Source organism: Actinoallomurus sp. NPDC052308, assembly GCF_040679195.1.
Taxonomy (GTDB): Bacteria; Actinomycetota; Actinomycetes; order Streptosporangiales; family Streptosporangiaceae; genus Actinoallomurus; species Actinoallomurus liliacearum.
The window spans coordinates 58,378-77,998 of the sequence record NZ_JBFAUM010000007.1; the positions used below are offsets into that span (position 1 = coordinate 58,378).

Sequence of the window (19,621 nt, forward strand, 5' to 3'; positions counted from 1 at the left end):
TCCGGACTCAGACGGACGCCGCGAAGGCCTGCTCGAGGATGTCGAGGCCCTCGGTGAGCAGGTCGTCGGTGATGGACAGCGGAGGCAGGAACCGCAGGACGTTGCCGTATGTTCCCGCCGTCAGGGTGACCAGGCCGGCGGCGTGGCAGGCCCGGCTCACCGCGGCGGTCAGCCCGGCGTCCGGGGTCTTCGCCGCGGGGTCGGAGACCAGCTCGACGGCGAGCATGGCGCCGCGGCCACGGATGTCGCCGATCTGCGGGTACTTGGCGGCCAGCTCGCGCAGCCGCGGCACGAACAGCGCCTCGATCGCGCGGGCCCGCGCCGGCAGGTCCTCGGCCTTCATCGTCTCGATCGCGCCGAGGGCGCCCGCGCACGCGACCGGGTTGCCGCCGTACGTGCCGCCGAGACCGCCGCCGTGGACGGCGTCCATGACCTGGGCGCGCCCGGTCACCGCGGCGAGCGGCAGACCGCCGGCGATGCCCTTGGCCGTGGTGATCAGGTCCGGGACGACGCCCTCGTGGTCGCAGGCGAACCAGTCGCCGGTGCGGCAGAAGCCGGTCTGGATCTCGTCGGCGATGAGCAGGATGCCGTTGTCGTGGCACCACTCCGCGATCCGCGCGAGGTACCCGGCGGGCGGCACGACGAACCCGCCCTCGCCCTGGATCGGCTCGATGATCACCGCGGCGGTGTTCTCCTCGCCGACCTGGGCGTGCAGCTGGGAGACGAACGCCTCGAACGCCTCGTCGGCGCAGTTCTCCGGGCCGGTCGGCCAGCGGTACGGGTACGCCATCGGCACCCGGTAGATCTCATTGGCGAACGGCCCGAAGCGGTGCTTGTACGGCATGTTCTTCGCGGTGAGCGCCATGGTCAGGTTCGTACGCCCGTGGTAGGCGTGGTCGAAGGCCACGATGGCCGACCGGCCGGTGTACGAGCGGGCGATCTTGACGGCGTTCTCCACCGCCTCGGCGCCGGAGTTGAACAGCGCGGAGCGCTTCTCGTGCTCGCCCGGCGTCAGCTCGTTCAGGGCCTCGGCGACCTCGACGTACTCCGCGTACGGGGTGATCATGAAGCAGGTGTGGGTGAAGTCGGCGACCTGCGCCTGCACCCGCTCGACCACGCGCGGCGCCGAGTTGCCGACCGTGGTGACGGCGATGCCCGAGCCGAAGTCGATGAGCTGGTTGCCGTCGATGTCGACCAGGATGCCGCCACCGGCGCGTTCGACGTAGACGGGGAGGCCGGTGGAGACGCCCGCGGAGACCGCGGCGTTCTTGCGTGCGTGCAGTTCGGCCGAGCGGGGACCGGGGATGGCGGTCTTGAGCACGCGGCGCTGTTCGATGCCGGGGGGCGGGGTCATGCTGTGGTTCTCCAGGTGGTGCGGTGTGTGCCGCTCAGTATGCGATGTGGTGCATGACGTGTTTGATCCGGGTGTAGTCCTCGAACCCGTACATCGACAGGTCCTTGCCATATCCGGAGTGCTTGAAGCCGCCGTGCGGCATCTCGGCGACGAGGACGCCGTGGGTGTTGACCCAGACGCAGCCGAAGTCCAGGCGCCGCGTCACGCGCATGGCGCGGCCGTGGTCGCGGGTCCACACGCTGGACGCCAGGCCGTAGTCGACGCCGTTGGCCCACCGTACGGCCTCGTCCTCGTCCGTGAACCGCTGCACGGTGATGACCGGGCCGAACACCTCGTTCTGCACGATCTCGTCGTCCTGCCGCAGCCCGGAGACGACGGTCGGCTCGTGGAAGTAGCCGGACGCCAGGTCGCCGCCGAGGCGGTCGCCGCCGGCCTCGACCGTGGCGTGGTCGGGCAGCCGGGACAGGAAGCCCCGCACGCGGTCGAGCTGCCCGGCGTTGTTGAGCGGGCCGAACGCCACGTCCGCGTCGTCGGGCCGCCCGGTGCGGGTCGCGCGGGCCTGCTCGGCGAGCGCGGCGACGAGGTCGTCGTGGATCCCCGGGGCCGCGAGCACGCGGGTGGCGGCGGTGCAGTCCTGCCCGGCGTTGAAGTACCCCGCCGCCGCGATGCCCTCGGCGGCGGCCGCGACGTCGGCGTCGTCGAACACGACGACCGGCGCCTTGCCGCCCAGCTCCAGGTGCACGCGCTTCAGGTCACGGGACGCCGCCGAGGCGACCTCCATGCCGGCCCGGACCGAACCGGTGATGGACACCATCTGCGGGACCGGTGAGTCGACGACGAGCCGGCCGGTCTCGCGGTCGCCGCACACGACGTTGACGACGCCGGGCGGCAGCACCTCGTGCATCAGCTCGGCCATCAGGACCGTGCTGGCCGGGGTCGTGTCCGACGGCTTGAGCACGACGGTGTTCCCGGCGGCGACGGCCGGGGCCCACTTCCACACCGCCATCATCAGCGGGTAGTTCCACGGGGTGATCTGGCCGCACACGCCGATCGGCTCCCGCCGGATCACCGAGGTCAGGCCGGGCGCGTACTCGCCCGCCGAACGACCCTCCAGCATGCGGGCGGCGCCCGCGAAGAACCGGATCTGGTCGACGATCGGCGGCAGCTCGTCCGTCGCCGTCAGCGCGACGGGCTTGCCGGTATCGCGCACCTCGACGCGGACGAACTCCTCGGCCCGCGCCTCCATGGCGTCGGCGATCGCCAGCAGCGCGCGCTGCCGCTCCGACGGCGTCGTGTCCCGCCACGTCTCGAACGCCCGCTCCGCCGCGGCGAACGCCGCGTGGACGTCCTCGCTCCCGGAGACCGGCGCGGTCGCGTAGACCTCGCCCGTCGATGGGTCGATCACCTCGCTCGTACGGCCGGAGGCCGCGTCGACACTCCTGCCGGCGATGACGTTCCGGATGTGCTCCATGGTCACTTCCCGTCGCTCAGGGCCATCGCGGACAGCAGTTCGTACGCCGCGTGGGAGGCCGCGATGCCGGTGATCTCGGCGTGGTCGTAGGCCGGCGCGACCTCGACGATGTCGGCGCCGACGAGGTTCAGACCGGCGAACGCGCGGAGGATGGCGAGCAGCTCACGGCTGAGCAGGCCGCCGGACTCGGGCGTTCCGGTGCCGGGCGCGAAGGCCGGGTCGAGCACGTCGATGTCGACCGAGACGTACACCGGGCGGTCCTCCACCCGCTCGCGGATCCGCTCGACCACGCCGCGCGTGCCGAGGTCCTCCATCTCCCGGGCGTGCACCGCCTGGAAGCCGAGCTCGGCGTCCTCGGTCAGGTCCGCCGCGTCGTACAGCGGGCCCCGGATGCCGACGTGCAGGCAGCCGGACAGGTCGAGCAGGCCCTCCTCGGACGCCCGGCGGAACGGGGTGCCGTGCGTGGTGGCCGCGCCGAAGTAGGTGTCCCAGGTGTCCAGGTGCGCGTCGAAGTGGACTACGGCGACCGGACCGTGGCGGCGCGTCAGCGACCGCAGCAGGGGGAGGGCGATCGTGTGGTCGCCGCCGATCGTCAGCAGCCGGCCCACCCGGTCGAGCAGCGCGTCCGAGCCCGCCTCGATCGCCCGTACGGCCTCGTCGATCGAGAACGGGTTGACCGCGATGTCGCCCGCGTCGGCGACCTGCTGCCGGCCGAACGGGCTGACGTCGAGCGCCGGGTTGTACGGGCGCAGCAGCCGGGACGACTCCCGTACGTGCGCGGGGCCGAACCGGGCGCCCGGCCGGTAGCTCACACCGGCGTCGAAGGGCACGCCGACCACGGCGACGTCGACGTCGGAGACCTCGTCGAGCCGGGGGAGCCGGGCGAAGGTCGCGGGCCCGGCGAAGCGGGGCACGACGCTGGCCACCACCGGGCCGACGCGGCCGTTCTCAGTGCTGCGCGGCAGGTCGTCAGACATGCGGGGGTTCCTCTCGTCCTTACCTGGCGAGGTAACCATAGGGCAACAGGGGTTGTCTGTGAAGAAACCATCTGCAAGCATTACGCACCACTCGGCAGGCGCGTTACTCCGCAAACCCCCACTAACCTGCACAAACAGCGGGAAAGGAGCCAGATGACCCCCGAGTCCGTCGACGAACCCGCCGCACGGCCGAAGGCCACCGAGGTCGAGCCCTACGGGATCGAGACGATCCCGGCCGACCACCGGCACTCCCGGCCGCTCGACCTGTTCCGCATCACGTTCGGCGGCGCCAACACGTTCGCGACCATCATCCTCGGCACGATCCCGATCGCCTCGGGCCTGTCCTTCTGGAACGCCGTGCTCGCCACGGTCACCGGCGTGTTCCTCGGCGCGCTCATCCTGTCGCCGATGGCCCTGTTCGGCCCGCGCAACGGCACCAACAACGCGGTGTCGTCCGGGGCGCACTTCGGCGTCGTCGGCCGGATCGTCGGCTCGTACCTGTCGCTGCTCACCGCGATCGCCTTCTACGCGATCTCCGTCTGGGTCAGCGGCGACGCGTTCGTCGGAGGGGCGAACCGGCTGTTCCACGTGCCGGACAACGACCTGGTGCGCGGCCTCGTCTACGCGGCGTTCGGCCTGCTGGTCATCGTGATCTGCGTGTACGGCTACGCGTTCATGCTGCTGGTGAACAAGGTCGTGGTCGTCCTCGGCACGGCGCTCATCCTGCTGGCGATCGTCGCGTACTCGGGGACCTTCCACGCCTCGTACGCCGGCGACCCGCACCTCTACCTCGGCGGGTCGTTCACCGCGACGTTCGTCGCCTCCGTCCTCATCACGATGGCCAACCCGATCTCCTTCGGCGCCTTCCTGGGGGACTGGTCGCGCTACATCCCGGACACGCACCGGCCCCGCACACTGATGGCGGCGCCGTTCTTCGCCCAGCTCTGCAGCCTGATCCCGTTCCTGTTCGGCGTCGCCACCGCGACACTCGTCACGAACGCGGCCGACTACACCGCCGGCCTGATCAAGATCTCCCCGCTCTGGTACGCGCTGCTGCTGCTCGTGGTGGCCTTCCTGGGCGGCATGTCCACCGGCGTCACCGCGCTGTACGGCACCGGCCTGGACTTCTCCTCGGTGTTCCCCCGGCTCAACCGGGTTCGGTCGACCCTGCTCATCGGCACACTGGCGTTCGTCTTCATCATCGTCGGCCGGTTCGTGTTCAACCTGGTCGACAGCATCAACGCGTTCGCCACGCTGATCATCCTTTGCACGTCGCCGTGGATGGTGATCATGTCGATCGGCTACTTCGTGCGCCGGGGCCACTACGTGTCGGCGGACCTGCAGGTCTTCAACCGCGGCCAGCGCGGCGGAGCGTACTGGTTCAACCGCGGCGTCAACTGGCGCTCGATGGCCACCTGGATCGTCGCCACGGCGGCGGGCCTGCTGTTCGCGAACGTCCCGCCGCTGCTGCGGGGGCCGTTCCGCGACGTCGCGGGCGGGATCGACATCAGCCTCGTCGTCACCCTGGTCAGCGCCGTGGTGCTGTACGTCGCCGCCCTGTACCTGTTCCCCGAACCCTCCTACGTCTTCCCCGACGAGGGACCGCGGGTCGTGCCCGTTCGGTCCGGCGCCAGGCCGGCGGTCGTCGACGATCCCAAGGCGTCCGTCCACCGCGTACGGCACCGGACCAAGGTCCTCGCCGGCAGTCCTGAAGAAAGGCCCAACGCATGATCGACCGAGCCGAGGAGACGGCCGTGGCGTCCGACGCCGAGGAGGTGCTCGCCGCGGCACGCGACCTCGTGACCGCGTTCGCCCGCCACGACACCGCCGCCTACTTCGACGCCTTCACCGCCGACGCGACCTTCATCTTCCACACCACCGACGCACGGCTCGGGTCGCGCGCCGAGTACGAGCGGTTGTGGGAGCGCTGGGAGACCGAGGACGGCTTCCGCGTCCTGTCCTGCCGCTCGCGCAACGGCGAGGTACGGATGGTCGGCCGCGACGGCGCCGTGTTCAGCCATGACGTGGAGACCAACGTCGCGGCGCAGGGCGAGACCAGCACCGTGTTCGAGCGCGAGACCATCGTCTTCGAGCGGGTCGGCCCGCGCTGGCTGGCCGTCCACGAGCACCTGTCACCCGCCCCCGGCCACCGGTGACGATCGGTGAATCGACCGGCCCAGTAGAGTGCGGACGGCGGCCCGGACCGGCCGCCGCCGCGCCGTCGGCCCGGCACACACGACAGGACGAAGGGGTCGGATGAAGTCAGTGCCGATCGCCGCCGGCCACCAGGAGCTTCGTATCGGCGCCCGACTGCGCGACGCGCGGCAGCGCCAGGGCCTGACGATCGACCAGGTCGCGCAGAGCACCGGGCTGACCAAGGGCTTCATCAGCCGGATCGAGCGGGACGTCACCTCGCCCAGCGTGTCGACGCTGGTGACGGTGTGCGCCGCGCTGTCGCTGCCGGTCGGCGAGCTGTTCACCGCGCCGAAGACCGACGTCGTCCGCAAGGACGACGCGCCGGAGATCCAGCTCACCGGCCACGGTGCGGAAGAACGCCTCCTGACCCCACGCGGCCAGGGGCGGGTCCAGCTCGTGCGCTCCGTCATCGAGCCCGGCGGCACCGGCGGCGCGGAGCTGTACACCCTGAACTGCGAGGTCGAGGTCGTGCACGTCCTGCGCGGCACCCTCCGGGTGCAGTTCAGTGAGTCGGCGACGCTACTGGCCGAAGGCGACACGCTGACGTTCTCCGGCCGCGAGCCGCACAGCTGGCTCAACCCCGACGACAGCGCCAGCACCGAGGCGCTGTGGGTCATCGTCCCCGCCCCTTGGGAATCCTGACCCCGCCGCAACGGATGGTGCGGCTCAGACGGCGCGGAAACGGAATGACACTGGCGGATGCGACCGGTCTTACGGAATCTCGGTAGCAGAGGTCGTCTCGTCGAAGCTGGTACGGAGAGAGGCTGCTGGGTGCTTACGCTGACGGAGATCGCTGAGGATCCCCTTCGCCTGACGAACCGTCTGAAATCTCATGACGGTTCGGAGGTCATCTTCCGCCCGCTGACGCACGCCGACACGGAGCACTTGGCCGCGTTCCTCGAGGCCCTGTCCTGCGAATCACGGCGGTTCAGTACGTTCGAAGGGTACGACCTCGCGACCGCCCGGGAGCTGTGTGACGCGATCGCGCGCTACGACAAGCTCAGGCTGGTGCTCGAGGAGGTACCGTCCGGCAGGATCGTCGGCCTGCTCGAATTCAGCCTCGATCTGACCTCCGCGGACGTCTCGCGCTACCAGGAGGCGGGCATCCGCCTCGCTGAGACGACTGACTGCCGCTTCGGCCCCACTTTGGCGGATGACTACCAGGGCCGGGGCGTCGGGACGATCGTCATCCCGCTCATCACGGAGGTCGCACGGCTGCTCGGCAGGACGAGGATCATCCTGTGGGGCGGCGTCCGCGCTGACAATCCCCGCGCCATCCGCTACTACGAGAAGAACGGCTTCCGACCGGTCGGCTTCTTCACCGAGGCGGATGGCTCTCTATCGCTCGACATGATGCTGGACCTGCCCCCCGCGCCGGATCCGGCAGCCCGCTGACCCGACGCAGCCGGTCATAGGAGCACCGGCCGGTATTTCGCGATCCGGCCAGCGCGCGACAGTAGTCGCCAGCGGACCGCTCGGGTGCCGCGCGTCGGGGCTGCCAAAGGCGGACAGGCCATCAGGCGGGGGGTTCGGCGTCCTGGGCTGTGGGGCGGGTGAAGACGCCGGCGCGGGCGGCGGCGGCCACGGCGGCCGCGGACTGGTCGGCGGCCGCGGTGTCGAGGGGTTCGGCGGTGACGAGCAGGCGCATGTACAGGGGAGCGCCGATGGCGCGGGACACGTCGGCGGGGTCGGTGTCGGCGGGGAGTTCGCCACGGTCGGCGGCCCGTTCGACGATGCGGGCGACCATCGTGTTGTGACCGGTCCAGAAGGCGCGGATGACCTCGGCGACCTGGCTGTCGTGGCCGGCCGACACCACCGCGCGGATCAGTGCCTGCCCGGCGCGGTCGGTGAGGATCGCGAGGGCGGAGCGGGCGAGGTCGCGCAGGTCGCCGTCGAGGGTGCCGGTGTCCGGCATGGCCACGGACCGGTCGGCGAAGAGCGTCAGCGCGTCGAGCAGGAGGCCGTCGACGGTGCCCCAGCGGCGGTAGAGCGTCGCCTTGTGGACGCCCGCGCGACGGGCGACGGCGTCGACGCTGAGCCCCGCGTATCCGGTCTCGGTCAGTTGGTCGATGACCGCTTCGAGCACGGCCGTGCGGGTGCGTGCGGTGCGGCCTCCGGGCCGGGCCTGTGACATGGCTCCTCGGATCTAATGCGACAACTCGTTGCATCAAGCGTCTCGGCATGTCATGCTACCCGCTAACGCGACACCCTGTCGCATAGGGGAGCTGATCATGAATCCTTCGATGTCCGTCGCCGTTGTCCCGTCCCGACGGCGGGCCGCCGGCCGCGTGCTCACCTGGCTCGTGGCCGTGTCGGCGCTGGCCGCCGCGGTCTCGGCCATCTCCGATGTCACCCGGGCCGATGACACGGTGCTGGTCGTCCAGACCTGGCGGATGTACGGGCTGTTCCTGTGCACGGGGCTGTTCGTCCTGGTGGCGCTGCGGCCTCGGGTGCACGGCGCGGTGTGGGCACTGCTGATCGCCGACAAGGCGGCACTGGCCCTGACCGCCGCCGTCTACCTCGCGCGCGGCGGCGCCGCGGAGGCCGCCTCGACCATCGGCTGGGACGGCGGCCTGGCCATCGCCCTGACTGCGGCCTACCTGATGACCCGCGCTCCCCGCGCGTGATCACTGGCGGACGCTGCCGCTACAGAGCAGTGGATGCCAGTGATCAGGCCGCGGCCGATCCGGGCATCCGGCTCGGCATCGAGACCCGTGGTCGCTGGATTCACTCGCGGGTCCGTGGCAGGTGATGAAACGCGGTGGACGGGCGACGGGTCTGATCGGACAATCGGGCCGTGGAGAGCAGGACCAAGCGGCGCCTGACCGGAGCCGAGCTGGACGCGCTGGCGCGGCGGGCCCTCGGTACGGGCGTGGCCGCGTCGGTCGAGCTGACGGACGGGTTCGCCAACGCGGTCTGGCGGCTCACCCTCGACGACGGCCGCGAGGTGGTGCTCAAGCTGTCGCCGCCCCCGGAGCTCGAACAGCTCAGCTACGAGCGCTTCCTGCTGCGAACGGAGGCCGAGGCGCACGAGCTGGCCGCGGCGGCGGGGGTGCCGGTGCCGACGCTGCTGGGCGCGGTGTTCGACGATCCGGTGCTCGGCGGTGACTGTCTGCTGCTCGACGCGCTCGACGGCGTCTCCTGGAACGACGTCGAGCCGGACGGGGCGGACGCGCTCCGCCGGGAGCTGGGCCGCCACCTCGCGCGGCTGCACACGGTCACCGGCGCGGTCTTCGGCTACCCGTACGCGGGGATCACCGGGCCCACCTGGCGTGCGGCGTACCTCGCGATGGCCGGAGCCCTGCTGGCCGACGTCGAGCGTTACCCGACGCCGTTGCCGCTGCCGGTCGAGGAGATCGGCGCGGTGCTCACCGCGGCCTCGCCGGTCCTCGACGAGGTGGTGACGCCGCGCCTCGTGCACTTCGACGTGTGGCCGGGGAACGTCTTCCTCGATCTGACCACCACGCCGCGGATCCAGGCGATCATCGACCACGAGCGGGCGTTCTGGGGTGACCCGCTCGCGGAGTTCGTGACGCCGACCATCTTCGGTGAACTGCGTGAGGACGACCCGCTGCTGGCCGGCTACCGGGAGGTGACCCCGCTCGAGCTGACCCCGGCGGCCCGCGTCCGCCTCGACCTCTACCGGGCCTACCTGTACCTGATCATGCTGGTGGAGAACGGGCCCCGGCAGTATCCGGAGCAGGAGTACGCGCGGGTCCGCGACCGCACCACCGCCGCGCTGACGCGGGTCCTCGACCGCCTCGGGCGCTGCCCGGCGGTCTCTCCTAAGTGACCCCCGGCCGTCATCGGGTGTTCAGCCCGGCCCTGCGGAGCTTGCCGATGACGTTCTGGACGGAGCGGTGATCCGACGGTGTCGACGGGCAGAACACGGTGCGCCCTGACGGCGGCTTCCAGGCGAGATGGTTGTTGCTGGTCAGGGTGATGGTCCAGCCGGCGGCTTCGGCACGGCGGGCAAGCTGTCGTAGATCGCGGGGGATTTTCAATGAGCTCTTCCTGTGGATCAGCCGGTAACGGAAGCGCGCCGACCTCCACGTGACGGCCACCGCCCCGGCTCGCCATTGAGTCCGAGGCAAGGCCGCCGACCCGGAGTCGTCCGTGGTCTCGTGTGCGACCTTCTCGCCCGCGACGTCCTCTGCGGCCGTGTCCGCACGGCCCCGGACGGTCGTACCGTCCGTCGAAGACGGGGTAGGTCAGGACATCGTTACCGGTCCTTGCCGCCCTCGGTCATCGAGGACGACAAGGACAATGATCTCACATTCTATTTCTCGGTGCAGGGTGGCGGGTCGACAGGTGGCTGCGCACCGTCCGGAACTGCCGGCAGTTCGGCGTGCCGGACCCGGTATCCCTTGCCGGACGCGTACGTCGTGAAGGGTGCGGGGGCCAGGCCCATGTGGAGGCACCGGCCGTCGACGGCGCCCCAGGAGAAGCCGATCCGGTCGTACCGGTGGCCGCGGGGATCGGCGTAGACGCTGAACGCCATGCGGGTACCGTCCGGTTCGCCGATCACGCCCTCGCTGGTCCCCGAGACGACGGCGACGGGACCGGCGGTCATCAGGTAGTCGACCCGCACGGTGCCCCAGTAGTGCCGCACGGTGCCGTCCGGCTGGGGAACGGGGTGATCGAACCGTACGGTGCCGTGGGCGGCCCCCATGACCATCTGCTTGCCGTCGAACCGGAACGCGTTGCCGTGCGCGTCGAAGACGAAGCGCCGCAGGGGATTCTGCGGGTCGAGGGAGTATTTCACCCAGGCGTCCCCGGTGACGTGCCCTTCCTTGGGAGGCGCGGCGGCGGCCTGCGACGCGGTGCCCGTCAGCAGGACGAGGCCACCGGCCCCGGCCGCCGCGATCCGGGCGAGGGAGATTGCCATGTACGGCTCCTTGCGAACGTACGGGCCGGGTTGCCCGTACCTCGAAGCTCCCAGGCGGCGCGATCGGCGACCTCCCTCCGGATGACCGGTCCCTTCGGCCCTCCGGCGGATCCCGTGGTCACCCGACAGGGGGAGCGAACGCGTGGTCGGCCAGGACCTGGTCGACCACATGGTGGTCGTCGGCGGCGTCGGAGCCGTTCCCGGTGAGGCCGAGGAGGGCCTTCCAGAGGGCCCAGCCGCGGGCTCGCGCCCACGTGCCGGGGTCCTGGTCGACGGCGGACCGGAAGGTCTCCCGGCTCTCGCCGGCGAAGAACGTCCACGCGATGACCAGGTCGCAGGCGGGGTCGCCGACCCCGGAGGTGCCGAAGTCGATGACGGCGGCCAGCCTCCCCTCGCCGACCAGCAGGTTGTTGACGGCGATGTCGCCGTGGAACCACACCGGCGAGCCGGTCCACTCGGCATCCAGGGCGGCGTCCCACACGGCCGCCGCCCGGCGGGTGTCGACGCGGCCGTCGAGTGCGGCGAGACAGCGCCGGGTCTCGTCGTCGTAATGGGTCAGGGAGGCGCCTCGGTAGAAGCTGTGCGCGCCCGCCGCGGGCCCGCCGGTGGCGTCGACGCGCTGCAGGGCGCGGATGAAGCCGGCCACGTCGGCGGCGAACGCGGACAGGTCGGCGATGCGGTGCGACCTGGCGAGTCGTCCGTTCAGCCAGCGGCGGATCGACCAGTGGAACGGATATCCCTCGCCCGGCGCCCCCTTCGCGAGCGGAGTGGGGATCGGGACCGGCAGCGACGGGGCGAGGACCGGCAGCCAGCGGTGCTCCTTGTCGATCGCCGGGGCGTAGCCCGCCGCGGTCGGCAGGCGTACCGTCATCTCGTCGCCGAGCCGGTAGGTGCGGTTGTCCCACCCGTCGACCCGCACCGGCCTGACCGGCAGGTCGCTCCACTGGGGGAACTGCGCCGCGAGCAGCCGCCTCACCAGCCCCGCGTCGATCCCCGCCCGTCCGTCCTCGTACGTGTCGACCACCGGAGGAGTGTGACGGCCGCCCCGCCGCGCGGGCAACCGGTTTTGCCGCCGTGCGAGGGGACGGGCGGATGTGACCGGCCTCTGGAATGAGGCCAGGTCGCAGGGGGTATGTCGTGGTGACGGCGATGCCGAGCCGAAGGTGCCGTGCGATGTCCGAGTTGGCGATCAAGAAGATCGAACATCATCTGGGACGGTCTGTGGAGCTGCCGGTCCTGGGGCAGGTGGTGCTGCCGCCGCCCGAGAAGCTGGTCTACTACGCGGGACTCGGGCTCCTCGCGGCCTTCGAGGTGGTGGAGTGGCCGGTCGCGCTGGTGGTCGGCGCGGGACACTGGCTCGCCGACCAGCAGCACCGGAGGGTGCTGCACGCCCTGGGTGAGGCGCTGGAGGAGGCCTGAGCCCCCGGCGGAGCGCCCGAACGGGTAGGGGACGGGCATGGCGCCGCCGTTGCCCGGTCCGCTGGCCCATCTCGCTCCGATACTCGACCACTACGGCTATGCCGCGGTCGGGGTGCTGATCTTCGTCGAGGACTTCGGTGTGCCCGCACCCGGCGAGACCATCCTGATCGCCTCGTCCGTCTACGCGGGGGCCGGCCGGCTGAACATCGTCCTCATCGGCGTCATCGCCGTCGCGGCGGCGGTGGCGGGGGACAACGTCGGCTACCTGATCGGCCGCACCGGCGGCTCCGCCCTCGTCCACCGGTGGGGCAAGTACGTGCTGCTCACGCCCGAGCGCCTGCGCCGCGCGGAGCACTTCTTCGTCCATCACGGCGGGAAGGTGGTGACCATCGCCCGCTTCGTCGAGGGGCTCCGCCAGGCGAACGGGATCCTCGCCGGCATCACCGGCATGCCCTGGCCACGGTTCCTGGCCTTCAACCTCCTGGGCGCGGTGCTGTGGGTCGGCATGTGGACGGGGCTGGGGTACGCGGCGGGCACCCACATCGCGTCGATCTCCCAGCAGGTCTTCCGGTACCAGATCTACCTGTTCGCCGGTCTGGCCGCGGTGCTCCTGGCCCGCCTCCTGTACCACTGGTACCGCCGTCGCCGTGGCCGTCGCCGCACCGGATGATCGCTCAGCCGATCCGGCCGCGGACCTCGTCCAGCCGGCGGCGCAGGTAGTGCCGCTCGGGTTCGCCGGGCGCGAGGGCGAGCGCCCGGCGGTAGGCGGTGTCGGCCTCCGCCCACCGGCCGAGGCGGCGCAGCAGGTCCGCGCGGGTCGCCGGGAGCAGGTGGTAGCCCTCCAGCGCGCCGGAGTCGGACAGCGCGTCGACGAGCGCGATCCCGGCCGCCGGCCCTTCGGCCATCGCGACCGCGACCGCCCGGTTCAGTTCGACGAAGGGGGAGGCCGCGAGGCCCGCCAGCCGCTCGTACAGGGCGGCGATCCGTGCCCAGTCCGTCTCCTCGGGCGTGGCCGCGGTGGCGTGGCACGCGGCGATGGCGGCCTGGAGCTGGTACGGCGTCGCCGTCCCGGTGAGCAGCCGTACCCCCTCGCCGATCAGCCCGTGGTGCCATCGGGTCCGGTCCTGCTCCTCCAGGGGGATCAGGACACCGTCGTGGTCCGCCCGCGCGTCCACGCGGGAGTGATGCAGCAGCATCAGCGCGAGGAGGCCGCGTACCTCGGTCTCGGTCGGCATGAGGCGTTCCAGCAGCCGGCCGAGCCTGATCGCCTCCTCGGCGAGCTCACGACGCCCGGAGTAGCCCTCGTTGAACAGCAGGTAGAGCACGCCCAGCACCCCGGCGAGCCGCTCCGGCAGCAGGTCCGGCGGGGGCACCCGGTACGGGATGCCCGCCTCCTTGATCTTCCGCTTGGCGCGGAAGAGCCGCTGCCCCATCGTCGTCACCGGCGTCAGGAACGCCCGGGCGATCTCCTCGGTGGTCAGGCCGGCGACCGTCCGCAGGGTGAGCGCGACCCGGGCGTCCAGCGCGAGCGCGGGATGGCAGCAGGTGAAGATCAGCCGCAGTCGGTCGTCGTCCCACGCGCCGTCTCCGGAACCCGGCACCTCGGCCACCTCCTTGAGCTTCGCCGCCTCGACCGTGCCGCGGCGCAGCCGGTCCAGGGCGCGGTTGCGCGCGGTCGTGGTCAGCCACGCCCCGGGGCGGCGGGGGACGCCCTCGCCGGGCCAGTGGATCAGGGCCGCCTCGAAGGCGTCCTGGACGCACTCCTCGGCCAGTTCCCAGTCGCCGGTGAGGCGGATGAGGGTCGCCAGCACCTTGGCCCGTTCGTCGCGGTAGGCGGCGGCGACGGCGTCCCGGGCGTTCACTCGGTCCAGAACGGCCGGAGTTCGATGGTGCCGAACTCCGCCGCCGGGTGTTTCGACGCCACCTCGATCGCCTCGTCGAGGTCGGCGCACTCGAGGATGTCGAATCCGCCGATCTGCTCCTTGGTCTCGGCGAACGGCCCGTCGGCGATGAGCAGCTCGCCGTCCCTCCGGCGTACCGTCGTCGAGTCTCGGACCGGACGGAGCCGGTTGCCGGTCAGCCGTACGCCCCGCCCTTCCATCTCCTCGATCCAGGGGGTGGGATCGGCGTTTCGCTCCACGTCCTCGTCGACGCAGACGAGCAGCAGGTATTTCATGTCTCCTCCTCGAAGGGGATCGTCCCTCCGGAACGACGAACGGCGAAGGACGGTTCTCGACACGTGCGTCAACCTTGGCGAGCGAGGCGGGTTCGCCTCGTGGTCCTCGGGGGAGTAGTCGGTCATGGGCGGTGTGGACGGTACGAGAGTCGGGTTCGTCGGCGTGGGCCGCATGGGGACGCCGATGTGCCGGAACCTCGCACGGGCCGACGGTTACCGGGTGCTGGCGAGCGACATCGATCCGGCGCGTGCGGACGTGGTGGAGGCGTGCGGCGCCGCGTGGACTCCGGTGACCGCGGAGGCCGCGCGGTCCGCGGACGTGCTGATCACGATGCTGCCCGGCGCCAAGGCGGTCGCCGCGGCGATGGTCGACGGCGGGCTGGTCGACGCGCTGCCGTCCGGCGCCGTGTGGATCGACATGTCCAGCAACTCCCCGGCCGCCGCGGAGCCGATCCGGCGGCTGGCCGACGCGCGCGGGATCGACGTCCTGGACGCGCCCGTCGGAGGAGGCGTGCCCGCCGCCGAGGCGGGGACGCTGCAGTTCTTCGTCGGCGGGGACGGCGCGGTGCTGAAGCGTCACCGGCCGCTCCTGGAGGTGCTGGGCGATCCCGCCCGGATCACGCACGTCGGGGGACACGGCAGCGGGTACACCGTGAAGCTGATCGTCAATCTGCTCTGGTTCGGGCAGGCGGTGGCCACGGCCGAGTCCTTGCTGCTGGGCCTGCGGATGGGAGTCGACCTGGCCACGCTCCGCCGGGTGCTGGCCGACAGCGCCGCCGAGAGCCGCTTCATCCGCCGAAACCTCGACGCGCTCTTCGCCGGGGACTACATGACGACCTTCGGTGTGGACCGCTGCTACGAGGAGCTGGCGGCCGTGACCGAGCTCGCCCGCGCGCACCAGGTGCCCTTCGAGGTGTCCGAGGCGGTCAGGCGGATCTACGAGCGGGCCGCCGCGCGGTATGGGAGCGCGGACGGGGAGCTGCTGGCCGTCAGACTGCTCGAAGAGGAGTCCGGCCGGTGGCTGCGCGCCGAGTGACCCGGATGACGCCGCGCGGATGAGGAAGACGCCCGGCCGGGAGCTCCCGGCCGGGCGTCTCGTCGTCTCCTACGGCTGGACGTTGATCGTGAAGGTGGACGTCGTGTTCCTGATGTCGACCGCGTTGTCGCTCATCTTGAGGTTGTGGAAGGTGACCGAGCCGACCGCCGGGCCCTGACCGGGCTCGGGCAGCTCATTCGCCCAGAGGCCGAACCCCGACTTGGCGTCGTAGGCGTCGCCGCTCTTGTGCGCGCCCGTGATCGTGATGTTGGTGAGCACGGTGTCGGTGACCGGGTTCAGGGGCTGGCCGCCCACGTAGTCGGTCTGGAACATGATCCCGGAGTACGTCGGGTCGATGATGTCGACGTCACTGACCCGGATCGCCCGGAACTGCTTCGAGGCGGAGAACATCCAGATCGCGGGGAAGGTCTGCGCGCCCCAGAAGTGGCCGCCGGCCCGCACGATCGAGATGTTGGCGAACGTCGTCTGGTCCGGTCCGAAGTCCTCCATCGGGTAGCCGAAGTCCAGCGAGCTGATCGTGATGCCGGAGTAGGTCAGCGTGTCGGCGATGTAGACGTTCTTGACGGTGTTGTCCTGCCCGCCGTACACCGCGACGCCCGCCGCACGCCACGGCAGGATCGCCGTGAGGTTCTGGAAGACGTTGTTCTTCTCGCCGGTGCCGCCGGAGTCGGTCGCGGCGAACAGCGCGAAACTGTCGTCGCCGGTGCTGCGGGCCTCGTCGTTGGACACCAGGTTGTCCGAGCTGCCGTTGGTCATGTTGACGCCGTCGGCGAACGTGTCCCGGATCCGCGCGTTCGTGATCGTCATGTGGTCGGTGTTGTTGCCCCAGTACATGCAGACCATGTGCTCGACCCAGATGTTGTCGATGGTGTCGTTCGCGACGTTCTGGAGGTCGAACACCTTGCCCGGCCCGTCGATCCGCGAGGTGTAGTTGCCGAAGTAGGCGAAGCCGGAGAAGGTCGAGCCGTTCGCCGTCGCGTCCGCGCGGATCCCGATGTCGGTGTTCTCCTGGCCGGTGGGCGCCTGGAACTGGGTGTACCAGGGGCCGGCGCCGACGAGCTTGATCGCCTTGCCGTAGACCTGGAGCTTGCCGGACGTCTGGTACGTGCCCGCAGGCAGGTACACGCCGACCAGGGTGGAGTCCTGCCGCACCTTGTCCAGGGCGTTCTGCACGTCCTGCTGGGTGAAGCCGGCCGGCACCGCGTACTTGGCCGGGTCGGGGTTGGCGATGGGGGAGACCTGCTCGGTGTCGACGAAGTCGATCGAGTAGTAGGCCGCCGTGTTGGCCGCGTCCTTCTGCAGCCTGATCTTGTGCCCGGCCGGGACGGTCGTGCCGAGCATGACGTGCGCCTCGTCGTAGATGTGCCGCGGCGAGGAGTCCGGCGAGTTGCCCGGGCCCGTCTCGTTGCCGTAGAGCCACGCGAAGTGCGAGGTCAGGTCGATGGTCTTGAGGAACGTCCCGTCGACGTAGATGTCCAGCGTCGAGTTGATCCCGCCGCCGCCCGAGGCGTCCGGCATGGCGAAGCGGGTGACGAGCGTGTTGGTGCTCGCCTTGGTGGTGAACTCCACGCTGCTGCCGGTGGTGGCGAGCTTCACCGCCCGGCGGCCGGACGCCTCACCGGCCAGGTCGCCGATCGTACGGTTCGGGCCGACGACGGTCGCCCCACCGGCCAGGACGCCGTCCTCGGCCTCGTAGGTGTCGTAGGGCATGTTCGCGCCGCGTCCGACGAAGAACGGCGTCGTGCTGGTGTTGTTCGCCTGCTTGACCGGAAGCTCGTTCGCGTCATTGTCCAGCACGACCTTGACGGTGTATCTGCCGTTCACCGCCGTCCAGGAGCCGAGGCTCACCGTTCCGGCGGTGGCGCCCGGGGCGATCGTCCCGCTGACCGAGCCGGTGAACGTCTTGACGGTGTTGCCGTTCGCGTCGAGCAGCGTCAGCGTGACGCCGTGCGAGCCCGCGCCCGAGGCGACGGTGCCCTGGTTCTTCACCGTCACGCCGAACGTCACGGTGTTGCCGGCCGCGGGGTTGCCGGGCGTCCAGGTCACCGACGAGGCGATCAGGTCGGAGCTGGCGACCGGCGCGACGACCAGCGAGGACGGGCTCGTGTAGGAGTTGTTGTCCTCGTTCAGCTCCAGCACGTTGTCGGCCTCGTCGACCTTGGCGGTCAGCGGGTAGGTGCCCGCGGCGCGGGTCCCGATGGACGTGGTGACCGTGGTGGAGGCCCCTGCCGCCAGGGCGCCGACCGCCGCGGTGCCGGCCTTCTGCCCGGCGAGGTAGAAGTTGACGTCCGTCGCGTCGGACGCGGCCGTCCCGGTGTTCCTCACCGTCGCCTTGAGCGAGACGGAGTCGGTCTCGGTCGGCGACGCCGGGGTCCACGACGCGTCGGTGATCGTCAGGTCGGGGGCCGGTGCCGGGGTGCCGATGACCTGCAGTTCGGCGACCTGGCCGCCGGTGGCGCCGGAGTTGGCGGTGAACTTCAGCTGCACGTCGACGGCCGTGGCCGTCACCGGGATCGTCACCGTGTTCCCCGAGGCGGGGTCGAAGGTGTACGACTTGGCGGCGACGAGGCTGGTGAAGGACCCGGAGTGGCTCGCCCTGCCGAGCACCTCGATCGTCTGGGTGCGCCTGCCCCAGGAGGCGTCCGGGTTGAGCTTGACGACGACGGAGCCGAGGTCGGCCTTGACCCGCAGGTTCACCGTCAGCGTGTCCGGGTAGGCGTTGGCCGCGGCCTCCCAGTAGGTGCCCACGTTGCCGTCGTTCGCGTTCGTCTCCACGAAGTCGTAGATGTGGGACGAGGCCGTGATCGGCTTGCCAGCGGCGAGGTCGGTGCCGGTCCCGCCGCTGCCCGTACGGGTCACCGTGTCGCTGTTCGGCGACTGGTTCCCCGCGGCGTCCTTCGCCCGGACGTAGTAGGTGACCGTCGCCGCGGCCGGCTGGGTGTCGGTGTAGGTCAGGACGTTGCCCGCCACGCTCCCGCGCAGCGCGCCGTTGGCGTACACGTCGTATCCGGTCACGCCGACGTTGTCCGTGGCGGCGTTCCACGTCAGCTTGATCTGGCCGGAGGAGGGCTCGGTGTAGGCCAGGTTCGTCGGCGCGGTCGGCGGCTGCTGGTCGCCGGTGGCCGGCCCGTACACCTCGAACTCCGAGATCTGCCCGGCCGGCCAGCCCGTGTTGGCGGTGATGTCGAGCCGTAGGTACCGGGTGACGACCGCGTTGAATCCGACGGTCACCGTGTTGCCGCTCGCGGGGTCGAACGTGTGCCCCGCCGAGCCGACGATGTCGGTGAAGTTCGTGCCGTCGGTGCTGCCCCGGACGGCGAACGTCTCGGTCCGCGCGCCCCAGTTCGCGGTCGGCAGCTTGAGCACGACCTTGTCGGTGCTGACGGCCGCGCCGAGGTCGACCTGGATCCACTGCGGGAAGGCGTTGTTGGCGCTCTCCCAGTAGGTCGACTGGTTCCCGTCATTGGCGTTGGCCGGGGGGTAGACGTCGGTGTAGCTGCTGGCCGAGACGGCCTTGCCCGCCGCCAGGTTGGGGCCGTCGGCGGCGGACGCGGGCGACGCCACCCCCAGGACGGCGGCCACGGATGTGATGAGGCTGATGACTACGCCTCCTGCGAGCAACCGCAGCCGTGCGTGCTTCGGTCTCATTGCGCCTCTCGTTTCGAACAGCGCCGACCGCACGCGGGCGGGGGCGCGTTGGGCGGGGCCACCTGCCGGGCGGGGCATGTGGGGGACGCACCATTGAGGCTAAATTCACCGACAGTTCATTGCAATATACGAACAGAACAACGCAAGAACGGCATATGGCTTGGGGAAGTCGACCGTGGTCAAGGACTCCGTCGCGGTCCGGCGCGGCCGGATCAGGCCACCGCGGCGCGCCGGGATCCCGTACGCCCGCCGCCCCCTGCCCGCGTCATCGGCGGGGCGGAACGCTCGGTGAACGCCGATCCCATCGGCCCGCGGAGGAAACAAAAGGGCGATCTGTGCGGCTGCGGCGCTGATTTCCGAGGCTTCCGTACGGGGGGCGCCGCCGGGCGCCACCTTTTCGGGCCTCTTGACGACGTTTCGAAAGTTATGTTCGAT

The 19,621-nt window shown here is 70.9% G+C and carries 19 protein-coding genes; 9 read left to right on the forward strand and 10 right to left on the reverse strand.

The genetic code is table 11. The annotated features are described in order from the left end of the window. Positions 1 to 7: 7 nt before the first annotated feature. From gabT to speB, 3 genes are read right to left on the reverse strand one after another with little or no spacing between them, the layout of a single operon-like run. Positions 8 to 1,354, reverse strand: a complete 1,347-nt coding sequence (gene gabT / locus AB0L00_RS20755; protein ID WP_364436402.1) for a 4-aminobutyrate--2-oxoglutarate transaminase — start codon at positions 1,352 to 1,354, stop codon at positions 8 to 10. Between the two features lie 34 nt (positions 1,355 to 1,388). After that, entirely contained in the window at positions 1,389 to 2,825 is a 1,437-nt protein-coding gene (locus AB0L00_RS20760) for a gamma-aminobutyraldehyde dehydrogenase (protein WP_364436406.1), read from the reverse strand. 2 nt (positions 2,826 to 2,827) lie between these two features. Beyond that, positions 2,828 to 3,802 (reverse strand): agmatinase, encoded by a 975-nt coding sequence (gene speB, locus AB0L00_RS20765; RefSeq protein WP_364436409.1) that lies wholly within the window; start codon positions 3,800 to 3,802, stop codon positions 2,828 to 2,830. Positions 3,803 to 3,955: 153 nt separating this feature from the next. On the opposite strand from speB, the gene AB0L00_RS20770 reads away from it, so the two are divergent. The 4 genes from AB0L00_RS20770 to AB0L00_RS20785 all read left to right on the forward strand — a co-directional run bounded on the left by AB0L00_RS20770 (position 3,956) and on the right by AB0L00_RS20785 (position 7,393). Continuing rightward, positions 3,956 to 5,533 carry a cytosine permease gene (locus AB0L00_RS20770; protein ID WP_364436412.1) on the forward strand — a complete coding sequence of 526 codons (1,578 nt, stop codon included), beginning with the start codon at positions 3,956 to 3,958 and terminating at the stop codon, positions 5,531 to 5,533. Then, positions 5,530 to 5,958 carry a nuclear transport factor 2 family protein gene (locus tag AB0L00_RS20775; protein WP_364436414.1) on the forward strand — a complete coding sequence of 143 codons (429 nt, stop codon included), beginning with the start codon at positions 5,530 to 5,532 and terminating at the stop codon, positions 5,956 to 5,958. The genes AB0L00_RS20770 and AB0L00_RS20775 overlap by 4 nt, the downstream gene beginning before the upstream one ends. A 100-nt stretch (positions 5,959 to 6,058) precedes the next feature. Continuing rightward, entirely contained in the window at positions 6,059 to 6,640 is a 582-nt protein-coding gene (locus AB0L00_RS20780) for a helix-turn-helix domain-containing protein (RefSeq protein ID WP_364436417.1), read from the forward strand. Between the two features lie 57 nt (positions 6,641 to 6,697). Next, positions 6,698 to 7,393 (forward strand): GNAT family N-acetyltransferase, encoded by a 696-nt coding sequence (locus AB0L00_RS20785; protein WP_364436420.1) that lies wholly within the window; start codon positions 6,698 to 6,700, stop codon positions 7,391 to 7,393. A gap of 121 nt (positions 7,394 to 7,514) precedes the next feature. Here the strand turns inward: AB0L00_RS20785 and AB0L00_RS20790 are convergent, their stop codons facing one another. Next, positions 7,515 to 8,132, reverse strand: a complete 618-nt coding sequence (locus AB0L00_RS20790; protein ID WP_364436422.1) for a TetR/AcrR family transcriptional regulator — start codon at positions 8,130 to 8,132, stop codon at positions 7,515 to 7,517. Positions 8,133 to 8,241: 109 nt separating this feature from the next. Between AB0L00_RS20790 and AB0L00_RS20795 the strand changes: the two genes are divergently transcribed. Beyond that, the gene (locus AB0L00_RS20795) at positions 8,242 to 8,625 is read left to right on the forward strand and encodes a hypothetical protein (RefSeq protein ID WP_364436425.1); all 384 of its coding nucleotides are present in this window, start codon (positions 8,242 to 8,244) and stop codon (positions 8,623 to 8,625) included. 170 nt (positions 8,626 to 8,795) lie between these two features. Further along, on the forward strand, positions 8,796 to 9,791 hold the full coding sequence (locus AB0L00_RS20800) for a phosphotransferase (RefSeq protein WP_364436428.1): 996 nt from the start codon (positions 8,796 to 8,798) through the stop codon (positions 9,789 to 9,791). Between the two features lie 10 nt (positions 9,792 to 9,801). Here AB0L00_RS20800 and AB0L00_RS20805 read toward each other — a convergent pair whose 3' ends face one another. The 3 genes from AB0L00_RS20805 to AB0L00_RS20815 form a co-directional block, all read right to left on the reverse strand. Continuing rightward, positions 9,802 to 10,062, reverse strand: a complete 261-nt coding sequence (locus tag AB0L00_RS20805; protein WP_345350179.1) for a hypothetical protein — start codon at positions 10,060 to 10,062, stop codon at positions 9,802 to 9,804. A 215-nt stretch (positions 10,063 to 10,277) separates the two neighbouring features. Continuing rightward, on the reverse strand, positions 10,278 to 10,886 hold the full coding sequence (locus AB0L00_RS20810; protein ID WP_364436431.1) for a hypothetical protein: 609 nt from the start codon (positions 10,884 to 10,886) through the stop codon (positions 10,278 to 10,280). A gap of 118 nt (positions 10,887 to 11,004) precedes the next feature. Next, positions 11,005 to 11,910, reverse strand: a complete 906-nt coding sequence (locus AB0L00_RS20815; RefSeq protein ID WP_364436434.1) for an aminoglycoside phosphotransferase family protein — start codon at positions 11,908 to 11,910, stop codon at positions 11,005 to 11,007. 149 nt (positions 11,911 to 12,059) lie between these two features. Between AB0L00_RS20815 and AB0L00_RS20820 the strand changes: the two genes are divergently transcribed. Then, the gene (locus AB0L00_RS20820; protein ID WP_364436437.1) at positions 12,060 to 12,305 is read left to right on the forward strand and encodes a hypothetical protein; all 246 of its coding nucleotides are present in this window, start codon (positions 12,060 to 12,062) and stop codon (positions 12,303 to 12,305) included. Positions 12,306 to 12,342: 37 nt separating this feature from the next. Further along, positions 12,343 to 12,975 carry a DedA family protein gene (locus tag AB0L00_RS20825; protein ID WP_364436439.1) on the forward strand — a complete coding sequence of 211 codons (633 nt, stop codon included), beginning with the start codon at positions 12,343 to 12,345 and terminating at the stop codon, positions 12,973 to 12,975. Positions 12,976 to 12,979: 4 nt separating this feature from the next. Here AB0L00_RS20825 and AB0L00_RS20830 read toward each other — a convergent pair whose 3' ends face one another. Beyond that, complete coding sequence (locus AB0L00_RS20830) at positions 12,980 to 14,167, reverse strand: RNA polymerase sigma factor (protein WP_364436442.1); 1,188 nt, start codon at positions 14,165 to 14,167, stop codon at positions 12,980 to 12,982. Next, complete coding sequence (locus tag AB0L00_RS20835) at positions 14,164 to 14,481, reverse strand: YciI family protein (protein WP_364436445.1); 318 nt, start codon at positions 14,479 to 14,481, stop codon at positions 14,164 to 14,166. Before AB0L00_RS20835 ends, AB0L00_RS20830 begins: the two co-directional genes overlap by 4 nt. Before the next feature lie 124 nt (positions 14,482 to 14,605). Here AB0L00_RS20835 and AB0L00_RS20840 point away from each other — a divergent pair, with 124 nt between their 5' ends. Further along, entirely contained in the window at positions 14,606 to 15,517 is a 912-nt protein-coding gene (locus tag AB0L00_RS20840; protein WP_364436448.1) for an NAD(P)-dependent oxidoreductase, read from the forward strand. 69 nt (positions 15,518 to 15,586) lie between these two features. On the opposite strand, the gene AB0L00_RS20845 is transcribed toward AB0L00_RS20840, so the two are convergent. Continuing rightward, positions 15,587 to 19,186, reverse strand: a complete 3,600-nt coding sequence (locus AB0L00_RS20845; protein ID WP_364436450.1) for a discoidin domain-containing protein — start codon at positions 19,184 to 19,186, stop codon at positions 15,587 to 15,589. Positions 19,187 to 19,621 lie beyond the last annotated feature (435 nt).